At 59.6% G+C, this 14,835-nt stretch carries 11 protein-coding genes; 7 read left to right on the forward strand and 4 right to left on the reverse strand.

Annotation, left to right across the window (positions count from 1 at the left end):
- The first annotated feature begins 45 nt into the window (after positions 1–45).
- Complete coding sequence (locus tag CLV83_RS00740) at positions 46–411, forward strand: hypothetical protein (RefSeq protein WP_132286107.1); 366 nt, start codon at positions 46–48, stop codon at positions 409–411.
- Between the two features lie 35 nt (positions 412–446).
- Here CLV83_RS00740 and CLV83_RS00745 read toward each other — a convergent pair whose 3' ends face one another.
- On the reverse strand, positions 447–3,287 hold the full coding sequence (locus CLV83_RS00745) for an insulinase family protein (RefSeq protein WP_132286110.1): 2,841 nt from the start codon (positions 3,285–3,287) through the stop codon (positions 447–449).
- A gap of 222 nt (positions 3,288–3,509) precedes the next feature.
- Between CLV83_RS00745 and CLV83_RS00750 the strand changes: the two genes are divergently transcribed.
- From CLV83_RS00750 to CLV83_RS00765, 4 genes are all read left to right on the forward strand, one after another.
- A complete protein-coding gene (locus tag CLV83_RS00750) occupies positions 3,510–3,893 on the forward strand; it encodes a DUF6394 family protein (RefSeq protein ID WP_132286113.1) in 384 nt (127 codons plus the stop codon).
- 7 nt (positions 3,894–3,900) lie between these two features.
- Positions 3,901–5,598 carry a potassium channel family protein gene (locus tag CLV83_RS00755; protein WP_132286116.1) on the forward strand — a complete coding sequence of 566 codons (1,698 nt, stop codon included), beginning with the start codon at positions 3,901–3,903 and terminating at the stop codon, positions 5,596–5,598.
- Positions 5,595–6,506 carry a DMT family transporter gene (locus CLV83_RS00760; RefSeq protein WP_132286119.1) on the forward strand — a complete coding sequence of 304 codons (912 nt, stop codon included), beginning with the start codon at positions 5,595–5,597 and terminating at the stop codon, positions 6,504–6,506. The genes CLV83_RS00755 and CLV83_RS00760 overlap by 4 nt, the downstream gene beginning before the upstream one ends.
- Before the next feature lie 74 nt (positions 6,507–6,580).
- Positions 6,581–7,510, forward strand: coding sequence for a Tim44 domain-containing protein (locus tag CLV83_RS00765; protein ID WP_132286123.1), 930 nt, complete (start codon positions 6,581–6,583; stop codon positions 7,508–7,510).
- Between the two features lie 540 nt (positions 7,511–8,050).
- On the opposite strand, the gene CLV83_RS00770 is transcribed toward CLV83_RS00765, so the two are convergent.
- The 3 genes from CLV83_RS00770 to CLV83_RS00780 all read right to left on the reverse strand — a co-directional run bounded on the left by CLV83_RS00770 (position 8,051) and on the right by CLV83_RS00780 (position 10,551).
- A complete protein-coding gene (locus CLV83_RS00770) occupies positions 8,051–8,665 on the reverse strand; it encodes a LysE family translocator (protein ID WP_132286126.1) in 615 nt (204 codons plus the stop codon).
- A 41-nt stretch (positions 8,666–8,706) separates the two neighbouring features.
- Positions 8,707–9,567, reverse strand: a complete 861-nt coding sequence (locus tag CLV83_RS00775) for an AraC family transcriptional regulator (RefSeq protein WP_132286129.1) — start codon at positions 9,565–9,567, stop codon at positions 8,707–8,709.
- Between the two features lie 93 nt (positions 9,568–9,660).
- On the reverse strand, positions 9,661–10,551 hold the full coding sequence (locus CLV83_RS00780) for a LysR family transcriptional regulator (protein WP_104004178.1): 891 nt from the start codon (positions 10,549–10,551) through the stop codon (positions 9,661–9,663).
- Positions 10,552–10,761: 210 nt separating this feature from the next.
- Between CLV83_RS00780 and CLV83_RS00785 the strand changes: the two genes are divergently transcribed.
- Both CLV83_RS00785 and CLV83_RS00790 read left to right on the forward strand, forming a co-directional pair.
- Positions 10,762–12,306, forward strand: a complete 1,545-nt coding sequence (locus tag CLV83_RS00785) for an NADH-quinone oxidoreductase subunit L (protein WP_207894646.1) — start codon at positions 10,762–10,764, stop codon at positions 12,304–12,306.
- A 35-nt stretch (positions 12,307–12,341) separates the two neighbouring features.
- Complete coding sequence (locus tag CLV83_RS00790; protein ID WP_207894647.1) at positions 12,342–14,774, forward strand: YbcC family protein; 2,433 nt, start codon at positions 12,342–12,344, stop codon at positions 14,772–14,774.
- Positions 14,775–14,835 lie beyond the last annotated feature (61 nt).

The raw sequence follows: 14,835 nt of genomic DNA on the forward strand, positions 1-14,835 counted from the left end.
AGACGTTGCAATACGTTCTTGGCAGGCAGCGCTGCGGCGCTGCTTTTGGCATTTTCAGCTTGGTCTGCGAAGGCGGCCGAGCCCAGTAAAAGGGTTGCCGAGCGTTACGCTTCGGAGATCGAGTATGCGGTGGTTAAGCGAGGCACGCCCAAGCCGCTGCCGCCGGTAACGGTGGTCGCGCCTTCGGATCCGCCGCCGGTGCATGAAGTGGTGGTATCACCTCTCGATGGCGTGCAGATAGCGGGTGAAGATCTGGTGTTTGCGCAGATTATGCAGGATGAGATTAACGCCGGCTGCAAACGTGGTGAGGATTGCCGTCAACTGATGGAGCCGGATATCGGTATTTCCCCCGGAGATTCACTGACGCCGGATGCCCCTTTCGGCACCCGGCGTAATGTCATCGAACTCTAACTTCTGACCGTTTCCGGTCGCGGATATCGCGGCGCTCAGGGCGCCGCTGTTCCGGGAACGAACTGCTTATCCTCTTTCAGCGCATTCAGCAGCGCCTTGTCATCCTTGGACCCTGGAGCCGCATCGCCGCCATAGCTGCGCAGAGCCAACTGACGGGTACGCAGTTCACTCAGGCGTTCGGCCAGAGCCTTCGGCGTGATCTGCAGGGTCGCGGCGGTCAGCTCCTCACGAGTGTTGAAGTCCGGGTTCTCCCGGTCCAGTTCGCGCCAGAGACGGGCAGAGCGCTGCTTCATCGTTTTATCAGTCTGATTGATGCGTGAGATCAAACTCTGTTTGAACGCGGCCAGTTCCTCCTCAGAAATCGATCCCAGACGCTCTTCCATACCTTGCAAGAATTTGTCATAGGCGGCTTCCAGCTGATCAGGATCGGCAACCGGGGACTGCACCACCAGTGCCAGGCCAGGTACATCCTGCATCGGCAGCAGGGTGGAGAAAACGATGTAACCCAGCTGCTGTTCGGTGCGCAGGCTCGCGTAGAACGGCGTCTGCATGATCTCGTTCAGCAGTGCTACTTCGGCGCGCGCCTCGATGGCGGTGCTGTCGCCCTGCATGTAAAGCGTCAGCGCCGAGTCGTTGTGCTCGATGTCCAGCGTATCGTAAAGGCGTTTGCCCGCCGGTAGCTGCACCACAGGCAACTGTGCGGCGGCTTCGGACGGATCCTTCGCGACCAGGGTTTCGTACGCCTTGCTGGCCATCTGCCGAGCGCTGACGCTGCTGATGTTGCCGTGGGCAAAACTGCGCAGATAGAGTCCGGAGAACAGCTCGGGCAGATAGTCCTGCAGATCTTTCAGGCTGATCGATGTCAGGGCCTCCAGCTTCTGCTGCTCAGACCACTGCGGCATCAGCGAGGTGTAGAGCGCGCTGAAGGTTTGGTTGTAGGGCTTTTCCTTGTCGGCGTTTTCCAGCTCTTCGGTCAATGCGTTCTTGATGCGGCGGAAGCGGTTCTCTGACTCCGGCTGCTGCTTGATTTCGTCGAGGATGCTGTCCAGCAGCACCGGCTGGCGCTGGTTATAGCCGGCAATGCGGATGCCGAAGCCGCGCATATGCGGGTAGATCGACGCAGAAAGACCCGCCAGGCTGGCATCGTAGAAATCCTCGTTCATGCGGTCATCAAGCATCCGCGCGAACAGGGTGTTCAGCACCGCATGGCGAGCGGTGTCGTTGGCGGTTTCGGAGATAAACGTGAAGTAGAGGTTGGCCCGCGGCACGTTGAAACTCAGGTCCTGCAGGTACCAGAGCTTGGCGCCCTCGGCCTGCCAGAGTGTATCAGGTGTTTCGCTGGGCGCGCCCTCGGGTTGGATCAGGCTGAGATCTTTCGCCACGTAAGGGTTGAGGCTGCGCACGGCCAGTGAGTCGTTAGCCTGAGGTTTTTTCCAGCTACGTTCGGCACTGCTATCCGGTTTGCCGAGGCGATATTCGATGGCGTAGCGCTCGGTCTTGCTGTCGGTTTTCAGATCTGGCGCGGCGCGGCTCAGGATCATATTGTCAGGCGTCAGCTTGTCCAGGTAACTCTGGATCAGGTCAGCGTCGAAACGGTCGTAAAGGTAGGGGCCGTCGAGGAGGTGCTCAACCGGGTATTCCGGCATCCGTGCGGCCAGCTGCATCGCCTCATGCACCGGTTCGCCGGATTCATGGAAGCGGAAGTCGGTGGCGGCCAGCTGCGCCTCCTCGTTGTAGAGCTCTTCGCGCACGCCTTCCGCTTTGAATTTCTCGACAAAGGCAAAGAACAGTTCGACCACTTCGTCGTAATGCTCGAGGCCGGACTGGGTCAGCTCGATACCCACATCGAAGCTGGCCTGGTTGGGCAGGTCCATGCCGGGAGAGGCGCCCAGGCCACGGGCCCAGCCCTTCTCTTTCAGCAGGCTCAGCAGGCTGCCTTCGCCTTCATAGCCGATCATGCTGGCGATGTAATAGAGCGGCTTTTCCCGCCAGTGATCCCGTGTCGCGGGGACAGGAAAGCGCAGTGTCAGCTGTCGGGTATCCATTTTAGTGACCACATCGAGCTGCATCGGCAGCTTATCTGCCTCGTACAGCGATGCAGTAGACGCACTGTGGGTCAGTTCGCGGTTGGGAACAGCGCTGAAGTACTGCTCCACCATGGCACGCAGCTCGGCGGTGGACTGATGCCCGATCACCACCAGATCCATCAGGTTGGCGGAATAGTGGCTTTCGTAGAACTTGATCAGCTCGTCGCGCACGTCGGAGCCGGGGCGGTCGGCCAGGGTTTCCAGGTTGCCTACGAAGAACCGGCTGAATGGATGTTCCGGGTTCATCGGCAGTTTGCTGGCGGAATAGAGACGGCGGCCATCGTCCTGCAGCTGGGATTTAAACTCGGAGTGCACGGCGTGACGCTCCCGGTCCACCAGTTCCGGGGTGAACAGCGGGGCGATGAAAAACTGGGAGAAACGATCCAGGGCGCCTGACAGTGCGTCAGCCTTTACATCGAAAAAGTAGTTGGTGTTTTCGTAAGAGGTATAAGCGTTGTGGCTACCGCCGTTAGCGCTGATGAACTCCTGGTAAGCACCAGACTCGGGGTACTTCTCGGTGCCGAGAAACAGCATGTGTTCAAGGAAGTGTGCCAGGCCCGGGCGCTCTTTCGGGTTGTCGGCGCTACCGGCCAGAATGTTCATGGAGGCGGCGGCCTTATCTGTGGTTGGGTCGGAAATCACCACCACCTGGAGACCGTTATCCAGCGAGAAGTTTTCGTACTTTCGCTGATCATTCTGGCTCTGAATCAGCGCCGCGCGGGCAACGCTGGTGAACACAAAAAGCAGTAGAAGGGCACTGAATGCTTGGGCAGCTCGCCTGAAATGCATGTGAATCCTGATCCCTGTTGTTATGACGATAGTGCTCGATAGTAGAGGTCAGACCTCAGTTCCGCGTCCAAGTTTCTAAGTCGTTGCTTAAAAACGTCTCTAGCCGGATGCGCATGTGCGTTAGGCTGGATACAATCAAATCTAAGCCTGAGAAAAACATAAGCCTGAGAAGCCAAAGACTTACTCAAAGCTTGCCAAGTCTAACGCAGGGAGTTTCAACGGATGAATCGCGAAAAAGTGATCTTCGCTTTTTTTATTGTGCTGGCCTTAACGCTGAACTTCGGCTTTTTCGTCGGTGACATCGATAACCCCGAGCATCACGATGTCCTCGAACTCTTTCTTGCCCTGGTCGTCAGTCTGATCTGTACCGTGCTCAAGTTCGGTGATCGCAGCCACCTGGGCGCGCTGATGCTGGCGACCAGTCTGGTGGCCGATCTGCAGTTGATCATTGCCGCCGGTATCTGGGGTTACGGCGAGCACATTGCCGCCACGGGAATGGATCCCAGGGTGATGGCGAGCGTGGTCTCCTTTGCCGGTGGCGCGTTGCTGGCGAACATCACCTCGGTGATTCTGCTGATGGTTGAAACCGTTCTGATCCGGCGCTGATCCGCCCATGTACGATATTCTCTATGTGCTGCTGCGGCGTCTGCGCGCGCCGCTGATCACGCTGATCGTGGTATACGCGGTGTCGATCTTTGGTCTTGTGCTGATCCCGGGTCAGGATGATCAGGGCAACGTCTGGCACATGAGCTACTTTCACGCCTTCTACTTCGTCTCGTTTATGGGCTCTACCATCGGCTTTGGCGAGATTCCCTACGCCTTTACCGATGCCCAGCGGATGTGGACGCTCTGCACCATCTACGCCTGCGTGGTTGCCTGGCTCTACGGTATAGGTACCACGCTGGCGGTGTTTCAGGATTCCGGTTTTACCCGGTTGCTGCGGCTGCGGCGCTTCGTAAACCATGTGCGCAGCCTGACCGAGCCGTTCTACCTGATCTGCGGTTACGGGGTGACGGGTTCCAACCTGGCCCGGGAGTTGACCGAACGTAATGTGCGCGTGGTTGTGGTGGATATCGATCAGGATCGCATCGATGAGTTGGAACTGGACGGCCTACGGATTCCGGTGCCGGCGTTCTGTGGCGATGCTTCGCTGCCCGATATTCTCGATCACGCGGGGCTGCAGTTGCCCAATTGCGCCGGGGTGCTGGCGCTCACCAACAGCGACAAGGTCAATCTGGCAATTTCCATTGCCAGTAAGGTACTCAAGCCCAAACGTATCGCGATCAGCCGCTCGGAAAGCGACATTACCACCGCCAACCTGGCCTCTTTCGGCACCGACCTTATTGTTGATCCGTTTCGTTCCTATGCCGAGTACGTGGCGCTGGCGGCACACAGTCCACACCGTCACCTGGTGTTTGACTGGCTGATGAACCCGGAACACCGCAACCTGGCCAGTGTTTATCGCCACGCCAAGGGACGCTGGATCATCTGTGGATTCGGGCGTTTTGGCAGCAATATCAGCCGCGAGCTGAAGCAGGAGGATACCGAGGTCACCATTATCGATCCGGATCGGAAGAATATCCGTGGTCTGCCGGGCGCGGTGCTCGGTGTGGGGACCGAGGCGGTGACCCTGCAACAGGCTGGCGTTGAAGAGGCTGTGGGGATCGTCGCCGGCACCGCCAATGATGCGGATAACCTGTCGATCATCATGACCGCCCGGGAGCTCAATCCGAAGCTGATCACCGTGGTGCGCCAGAATCTGAGCGCCAATGATCTGGTGTTCGAAAACTCCCGCTGCGATTTCATCATGCAACCGGGGCAGATCATCGCCACCCGCATCATGGCGCAGCTGAAAACACCGCTGCTGTCGGAGTTTCTCGATCAACTGATGCTGCAGGATGAGGTCTGGGCGCATACCCTGTTGAACCGAATGAACGCCACCGTGGGCGAGGAGCCCCTGGAGAGTCGTTCGGTCTGCATCGGCACCAAAGAGGCGCCGGCGGTGCTGGAAAAACTGCAGGAGGGCACGGAAATCAAGTTGATTGCTCTGCTGAAGAACCCTCATTACCGCAAGGAGACCCTCCATTGCTTCCCGTTGATGATGCGTCGCGGTGATGAGGTGAAACTGCTGCCCGGCGAGCTGACCGAACTGCAGGAAGGAGACGATATCCTTTTCTGCGGTCGTAAGGGCGCGCTGGACCGCATGGCCTGGACCGCCTTCAACTACAACACCCTGCATTATGTGCTCACCGGTAACGATGCCACGCAAAGCCGCCTGCAACGCTGGCTGCAGGGGAGCGACACCAAGTGAAAGCCTATCTGCTACTGGCGCTGACGCCGCTGTTCTGGGCCGGTAACGTGGTGACCGCCCGTGCCATCCATGCGGACCTGGATCCGGTGGCACTGGCGTTTCTGCGCTGGCTGCTGGTGCTGTTGATGATCCTGCCCTGGGCGTTGCCACGGATCTGGCGCAGCCGTGAGGTGATCCGCACCCACCTGCCGATCCTGCTTCTGCTGTCGGTTCTCAGCGTCGCCAGCTTCAACACCTTTATCTACATGGGGTTGCAGGATACTGGCGCTTCAAACGCGGCGCTGCTGCAGTCCGCCGCACCGGTGGTGATTGTGTTGCTTAACTCCATGTTATTGCGCGAGCCGATCAGTCTGCGGCAATGGGCGGGGATTCTGGTATCGCTCACCGGCGTGGCGGTACTGGTCAGTCAGGCGAATCTGGCGACCCTGCTGGCGCTGGAGTTCAACCGTGGTGATATCTGGATCGGCGTGGCGGTGCTGACCTGGTCGGTCTACTCGGTGGCGCTGCGCTGGCGCCCGCAGGCGCTGGATGGCTTCACCCTGTTTTCGGTCAGTGTGGTTGTCGGTACCCTGGCGCTGGCGCCATTCGGTATCTGGCATCTGGGCGAGGGCGTGGAGATCAACTGGGGGCTGCCGGTGCTATCCGCCATTATCTATATGGCCGTAGGCCCGTCGATACTGGCTTACCTGTTCTGGAACCGCGGTGTGGCAGAGCTTGGCGCTGCCCGTGCAGGGCTGTTTATTCACCTGATTCCGGTGTTCGGTGTGTTGATGTCGGTACTTTTTCTGGATGAATCGCTGTACCTTTTCCACGGAGCGGGTATTCTTCTCATCTTTACTGGTATCTATTTGGCAACAATGAACCGGAACAAAACGCGCAAAAACAGGGAGACAGCGAAAACGACTTAACGACGAAATAGGGGCGATTTGAAGAAGCCTGCACAGACGGGTTTGTTCATGTTTTTCCTAAATCGAGGATTCCCATGCGGATTTTGACAGTCAGTCTCTTTGCTTTTCTTCTCAGCGTGCTTATGCCCGTTGATGATGCTCACGCCAAACGTCTTGGCGGCGGCTTCTCTCTCGGCAAGTCCTACTCGGCGCCGAAAAAGACTTCGCCGGCACCTACTGCCAACAAGCAGCAGGATGCGCAGCAAACTACTAATACCGCGCAGCAGCCCGGTACTACCCAGCGCCGTCCCGGTATGGGTGGTCTGATGGGCGGTCTGTTGGCCGGTGGTCTGCTGGGCGCTCTCTTCTTCGGTGGCGCCTTCGAAGGTATCCAGATCATGGATATCCTGATCGTCGCAGTGATCGGCTTTGTGCTGTTCAAGCTGTTTGCCGGCCGTCGTCAGACGGCGCAGCAGCAGGCCTACGCAGGGGCGGGGCCTCAGCCCGATATGGGGCAGTGGCGCACGTCTTCTCAGGAAGAGCCACAGGTCCAGGCTCGGCAGCATTACCAGGCAGAGCCTCAGGCCAGCCAGTCTGAACCGGTCGTTGATAGCGGTTTTGGTGCATCACTGGCAGAGCCGGAACTGAACCTGCCGGAATGGTTTAACAAGCGCGCGTTCCTGGATCAGGCCTGCAGCCACTTTACCGGCCTGCAGAAAGCCTGGGACGAGTGCAACTGGGAAGAGCTGAAAAGCTACACTACCGCTGAGCTGTTTGAAGAGCTGAAAGCCCAGCGCGGCCGCTTCCCGGATCGACAGACCACCGAAGTGGATTCGGTGATGGCGGACCTGATCAACTTTATCGACGAGAAAGATCACGTCATCGTATCGATCAACTTTTACGGCTGGCTGCGTGAAGATGAACAGTCCGGCCTGGCCGAGTTCAGCGAAATCTGGCACCTGAGCCGCGACATGAGCGTCGAAAACGCTGACTGGTTTATCGTCGGTATCGAACAGCCCAAGTAAGCGTAACAGCGACGCCAACGAGGCAAATAGAAAAGGGCCTGCAGAGATGCAAGCCCTTTTTTGTTGTCGCTCTTAAACCACCTCCTATGGAGGTGGTGATCGTTTAGTCGAGGCTAGGCCTGTTTCGTGCCACAGCGATAATAGGGCTCGATGTCTCATAGTTATCTGAGCGCATCAATCTATCTCCTTTGGCGCAGCCGAGCATCGGAGGCTGAAAGAGAAATAGGGGACAGGCTGTTTGAGGCGCAGCCGAGTTTCCTGTACCGCTCTTTCAGACGAGAAGCGCAGGGAAGTCGGCGTAGCCGATCAAGCCTTAGGGGCGGTTTGGGATTGCAAAGGGACTTGCTTAGCAACGAAAGTCGCACAAGTCTCTTTGCTCGGCAGCAGCCTAAACCGGCCTTAAAAAGGACTCGTATATGGACGATCCCTGAATTCGTCGGAAGGTTTGCCGAGGCTCCCTTACAGGGAGCTAGATGCAAAAGCATCTGCCATACAGGCGGATTATTACTATGAGTGGCTTATGCCAGTTGAGTCGCCGTTTCAGAGTAATAGCGCCGACCAGACAGACACAGCGAGCAGCACCGCCAATACGCGATTGAGCAGCTGTAGGCGTTGCACGCTTTTCAGCAGCCTGACGCAGGCATCGCCCAGCCAGGCCCAGGCGGCGATGCAGGGCAGGGTGACGATAAAGAAAATCGTCGCCATCAGTATCGCGTGGATAAAGCTCGGAACCGCTGTGCCGGAGGGGGCGACCGGTGCGAACAGGCTGGTAGCGGTCAGCGCCATCATCCAGGTTTTCGGATTGACAGGCTGCATCAACGCGCCGTGATACCAGCAGGCCCTGGCGCATTCGGTCCCGTCGTCTGTCTGAACGGCCGGGGCGTGGTAGAGCTTCCAGGCCAGGCTTGTCAGCCAAAGTACGCCACAAAGAGCCAGTGAAAGCCGCAGCAGGGGATACTCCTGAATCAGCTGGCCCAGCCCAGTGGCGGTCAGCAGGAGCACCGCGGCCGCACCCAGCGATGCGCCGAAGGCAAAGGGCAGGGTAGAGCGGGTACCAAAGCGGCTGCCGTTACTCAGGGCCAGCAGGTTGGTGGGGCCGGGTGTGGCCGAGGCGATAAAGGCAAAGAGGGAAAAACTGACAACAAGCGCGGACATCGGGATTCCTTATCAGGTGGTTCCCGCTTAGTTTCGCGCTGTTAGCCAACTCCGTCTGGAACGCCCGTGCACAGACTGCGATAGGCCGCGGGCGTCAGTTTATAGGCGCGTCTGAACCAGCGCCCCAGGTGGCTCTGGTCGGAGAAACAGAGATCAGCTGTAACCTCGGCTGGGCGGCGGCCACGTGCAAGCAGCTCCCTGGCTTTGATCAGCCGCAGTTGCAGAAGGTAGGAATGAGGGGCAACGCCAAACGCGGCCTTGAAGGCTCGATTTATCTTGAAGCGGTCGGAGTTAAGCGCCCGCGCCAGATCATCGAGGCCGATATCCTGGTGCAGATGGGCATGCAGAAAATCGCGCCCCTGTCGGGCCAGCCCGGGTAGCAGCAGTTCGTCGCGCTGGCGCTTGCGCCAACTGAAGTGGGCCGTCATCCGTTCCATCAGCTGATCTATGCAGGCGTCGCGGACCATGCGCTGTTCTCCCTCCTTCAGCGCCATGTAGGCGGAGGCCAGGCTGGCCATCAGGCGGCGATCATCGCACAGCGTCTGCTCCACGCGCAGCTCAAAGCGGTCGGGAAGATCCTCAAAAATATCGGCCAACTGTCGGTGCAGCCAGTCGGTGGGCAGGTAGAGCGCGCGGTAGGTGAATCCATCCTGCTGCGGCGCTTCGCCGTCGTGCAGTTCGCCCGGCTCGATAAGGAAAATGTTCCCCGGCGTGGAGCGCTGGACCTGGCGCCGACAGCTGAACTGCTGCAGGCCCTGTTCGGTGTAGCCGATCAGATAATCATCGTGCCAGTGCGGATCGTAAGCCTGGCTGTTGCCGACAAAATGGGTACGGAACAGCTCTATCCCGGTCTTGCTGTCGCGGGAGAAGTCGATCCAGTTGTGGCTATCGGCAGCTTTCATGGAGCAGGCGTATCTGGGGTTTTATGGGCTGGTCTGCCAGTTAAACATCTCGGCAGGGGGATGTCTGGAATATTTGTGCACGGCAGCGGAGCGTCAGTGTTCGCGTTCAAGCACCTCGCCCTCCATCAGGGTCGATAACAGCTTGGGCGCAAACTGGCGCTTGCCCATGATGGCGTAGAAGTTCTCCTGCACCGTGGGTAGCGGGCGGTAGTTGCGCAGCAGGCCCTGCTGCAACTCGTCCTGCACCACGATCTCCGGCACCACGGTGATGCCGCCTGAGTCTCGTGCCAGCAGACGCAGCATCGCCATATCCTCAACTTCGGCATGATAGTGCACGTTCAGTCCCTGTTCCTCGCATAACAGGTCGAACTGGCTGCGGATATCGCTGCCAGGAGCCGGCGCCAGCAGCAGCACATTCTCAAGATCTTCCGGATAGCGGAAGCTGTCGGCGCCCTCGGGTGGCCCTACCAGACAGGCACTCTGCTGGGCGATGCGGCGGCAACGCCAGGGCGTGCTGGCATCGGCGGCCACGGCGCGGTTGGAGAGAATCAGGTCGAGTTTGTGTACCCGTAACCGCTCCAGCAGCTCTTCCAGCGTGGCCGACTCAACCACCAGTTGCACGTCCGGTGAGCCGATGACCGGGCGCAGAAAGTTATCCTGGAAGTTACGCGACAGGGTGGTCACCGCGCCGATTCGCAAGCGCTGCACCTGCTGGTGCTCGCCGCTTTCCAGCATCGCCAGCAGCTCGCTTCCCAGGCCAAAGATGTTCTCGGCATATTCCAGCACCCGGTGGCCCACGGTAGTGAGCTCCAGCTTGCGTCCCTCGCGGTCGAACAGGCGCTGGCCTAGCTGCTCCTCAAGCTGCTTGATCTGAGACGAAAGCGCCGACTGGGAAACATGCAGCTGCTGTGCAGCTCGAGTCAGGTGGCCCTCCTTGGCAACGGTCCAGAAGTAGTAAAGGTGGTGAAAGTTCAGGTTACGCATGACGATGCCTTCAGGGTTCTCGTTGCTGGATCGAGCCGTTCTTCCCGGGCGCTCTCGATGACGGGCCCTGGCAGGAAGAATGGTTGAGTTTTAATACTCTGTTCTATTTAAGTGAACGAATTATTCAGATCAATCTATTTTACAAAAATAGCTCAAATCCGCACCATTAGCGCCATCGGAATTCGTTCTTTTTTCCCCGGAGGTATCCCCTTGATCTCAGCGCTGCCCTGGTTGTTGCCGCTGCTATTCGGTGCGGCTTTTATTCGCTCGCTTGGCGCGGCTGATCCCTGGAAGCCGGCCCGAATGGCTGCCAACATCGGTCTGCCGATGACGCTGGTCGCAGCCATTGCAGGTGTTGTTGCCGATGCCTCCGGCAAGGCAGAGATCGACGGTCTCGGGCTGACGACTGCGCTGCTTATCGCGATGCTGGCCTGGGTCATCATCCGTTTCTCCTGCCGTTACCTTCAGGGCGAGCCCAATCAGCGCCGCTTTGTCAGCGCCATGATGTTTACCCTGGCTTCGGTCGGCGTGCTGGTACTGAGCCGTCATCTGGCGGTCATCGTTCTGGCCTGGGGCGCCACCAGCGTGGGCCTGCACTTCCTGCTCACCTTTTACGGCGACCGCAAGACCGCCCAGGTGGTGGCACACAAGAAATTCCTCGTCAGCCGTATGGCCGACGCCTGCCTGCTGGTGGCGCTGGGTCTGATCTACAGCGTCACCGACAGCCTCTCGCTGGACGTGATTCACGATGAACTGGCCGGCTGGTCGACGCTGCCGGTTTCCGTGCATGCGGCGATGGTGCTCTTTGCCCTGGCGGCGATTCTGAAATCCGCCCAGTTGCCGCTGCACGGCTGGCTGATCCAGGTAATGGAAGCGCCGACACCGGTATCGGCGCTGCTGCACGCGGGTGTCGTTAACATGGGCGGCTTCGTGATGATCCGTCTTGCAGACATCCTTAGCCTGGCGCCGGTGGCCCAGTGGCTGCTGGTGATCGTCGGTAGCCTCACTGCCGTACTGGCGGGCCTGGTGATGATGACCCGCATCAGCATCAAGGTACGCCTGGCCTGGTCCACCTGCAGTCAGATGGGTTTTATGTTGATGGAAGTGGGGCTGGGTCTTTACGAACTGGCGATGCTGCACCTGATCGCGCACTCCTTCTACAAGGCTTACTCCTTCCTGAGCAGCGGCGATACCGTGGCGCAGGTGCGTGCCCATGACCTGTATCGCCACACCCGTCAGCCCGGCGTATTTTCGCGGATGCTGTTGGCGCTGGTGCTGAGCAGTGCGCTGGTGGTTCTCTCTGCCGAGACCTGGCACTGGGCCGTGGCCCTGGAGCTGCCTTCGGTGGTAACGCTGATCCTGGTGCTGGGGTTTGCACCGCTGCTCTGGCAGGCGGGTGAGCGCTCGCTTATCGCCTTTGGCCGGGCTTTGCTGCAGGTGTTTGCCCTGACTCAGCTCTACCTGGTCTGGCACCTGGTGTTTGCGGCAGTGGTGCCAGCGGCTCCGGTGGAGTCCGCAGTACTGGTTGGATGGGTGGCGGTCTGCTTTATCGCGCTCTACCTGCTGCAGGCGCAGCTGCAGAGCAACCCGCGCGGAGCACTGTCACAGCGTCTTTATCCCTGGGTCTACAATGGTTTTTATCTGGACGAGACCTTCACCCGCCTGACCTTCCGCTTCTGGCCGGTGAGACTGAATGATCGCCAGGCCCGCACCCGCGTCGATCATCAGCCGGCGAATGCGGGAGAGTTTCATTGATGAGCGATTTGGCAGAGGAAGTAAGGAGCGAAACGATGAGTTCAGCGGCGCAGCAGAACATGGCCAGTGATAAGGGGGCAGCACTGAAAGCAGCGGTGGACGCCGCTTGCGGTATGGTAGCTCCGAACTGGCCGCTGGACCGCATGATCGCCGTAAACCCCTACTGGGGCATGGTGGATAAGTCGTTTGAACAGGTCCATCGTCGCCTCGCCTCGCTGGGCGGCTCCACACTGTTTATGCCGCTGAGCTACTACCGCGAACAGTGGAAGCTGGGCGCTATCACCGAGCAGGATCTGCAGGGCGCCATCGATGAACAGGGTGGACATCAGACGCCTGAGCTGCTGGTCGCACAGCTGGATCGCCGTTACCCGCAGAAGTATTCCGCACCGCTGCCCAGTGACCTGCTCGATGGCCAGCGTGACCTGAGCCACGAGCCGGCCTGGTGTGACACCATTACCCATCAGGTTTCCCAGTTCTGTGGCGCCTGGTTCGACCGCGATCAGGCAGACTGGCGCCCGGACGATGACAGCTGTCTCTACAGCGGCTGGCGCGAGGTTATGCAGTTTGGCCATAGCGTCGAGCGGCTGATGCAGTCACCCTGGATCGCCGGTCGCGTGGAGCAACTGCCCGAAGAGCCGATGGCGCTGATCGAATATGCCCTTGAGTGTCTCGAGGTCAAAGAGTCCGACTGGCAGGCTTTCCTGCATGCGGTCCTCCTGAGAATCAGTGGTTGGGCCTCCTGGTGTGCTTACCGTCGCTGGCTGGCGAATCAGCAGGGTGCTGACGACGATGCCATCGTTGAGCTGCTGGCGATCCGCCTTGGCTGGGAATGCCTGCTCGATGACGGCAGCCGGGGCGAGGATTCTCTGCTCAAGCAGTGGCACGACCGCTGGGAGCGTCATTTCCTGACGCTGGACGATGTCGCCGTACAGACCCACAGCCTTTGGCAGCGGGCGATGGAGATCGGGTATCAGCGTCGTCTGGATGACGCACTCCAGGCTGCGCCGGCCAAGCCTGCGGCAGAGCGGCCGCTGGCGCAGGCGGTGTTCTGCATCGACGTGCGTTCCGAAGTGTTCCGCCGCCATCTGGAAGCGGCTCAGGATATCGAAACCCTCGGCTTTGCCGGCTTCTTCGGCCTGCCGGTGGCCTATACCCCGCTGGGCACTGAGGCGACCCGCCCGCAGCTTCCGGGTCTGCTGGCGCCGGTACTCTCGGTCACCGACAGCAGTGGCGATGCTGACAAAGATAAGCAGACCGCCGCTGAGCGTCAGCGTCAGCTGGCGCGTAACAGCAGCTGGCAGCCCTTTGCCTCCATGCCCGGTTCTGCCTTCAGCCTGGTAGAGACCCTGGGCCTGGGTTACCTGGGCAAACTGATCAAACGCAGCAAGCCGAGCTCGAAATCGGCATTGCCGGAGCAGGGCATACTTAGAGCAGGTGCCGGTATCCGTCCGCAGCTCAGCGGCGTGGATCTGGCCAACAAAATCGACCTGGCCGCCAAGGTGCTGCGCGGTATGAACCTGGCCGAAGGCGCAGCGCCGTTGGTGCTGTTGATCGGGCATGGTGCCCATAGCGCCAACAACCCGCACAAGGCAGGCCTGGACTGCGGTGCCTGCTGCGGCCAGACCGGCGAGGTCAATGCCCGCGCACTGGCCAACCTGCTGAACGATCCGCAGGTACGCGAAGGCCTGAAAGAGCAGGGGATCAATCTGCCGGAAGACACCCGCTTTATCGCTGGCTTCCACAACACCACCACCGAGGAGGTGGGCCTGTTCGATGCCGACCTTAACCAGTCGCCTATCGAAAAGCTCGATTACGTGCGGCTGCAACTGGCCGAAGCCGGCAAGCAGGCGCGTCGTGAACGCGCCGCCAGCCTGGGCCTTGAAAAGCTTGCTCATGATCCGGAAGCGCTGCTGAAAAAGGTGCGTCAGCGCGGCAACGACTGGGCCCAGACTCGTCCGGAATGGGGCCTGGGCAACAACGCCGCCTTTATCATCGGCCCACGCTGGCGCAGCCGCGGCGTCGACCTTAACGGCCGCGTCTTCCTGCATGAATACGATCCGCAGGGCGACAGCGAAGGCGCACTGCTGGAACAGATCATGACCGCCCCGATGATCGTCGCCCACTGGATCAACATGCAGTACTACGCCTCCACCGTGGATAACCGCCGCTACGGCGCAGGCAACAAAACCTTGCACAACGTGGTGGGCGGCCGGATCGGCGTGTTCGAAGGTAACGGCGGTGACCTGCGTATCGGCCTTGCGATGCAGTCCCTGCACGACGGCCAAAACTGGCGCCACCAGCCACTGCGGCTCACCGTAGTGATAGACGCACCACGCGAACGTATCCAGGCAGTGATCGACAAACACGAAGTGGTCGCCAGGCTGGTCAACAACGGCTGGCTCTACCTGATGCGGTTTGGGGAGAATGGGTTGGAGGCGATCAAGCCAACGGCTAAACCCGAAATTTGAGTTTGGCAGGAATTTGCTAAGCGCAGCCGCTTTTCAACCCCTTCTGCGCAGCCGAGCATCG

The organism is Marinobacterium mangrovicola, assembly GCF_004339595.1.
In the GTDB taxonomy this organism is placed as follows: Bacteria; Pseudomonadota; Gammaproteobacteria; order Pseudomonadales; family Balneatricaceae; genus Marinobacterium_D; species Marinobacterium_D mangrovicola.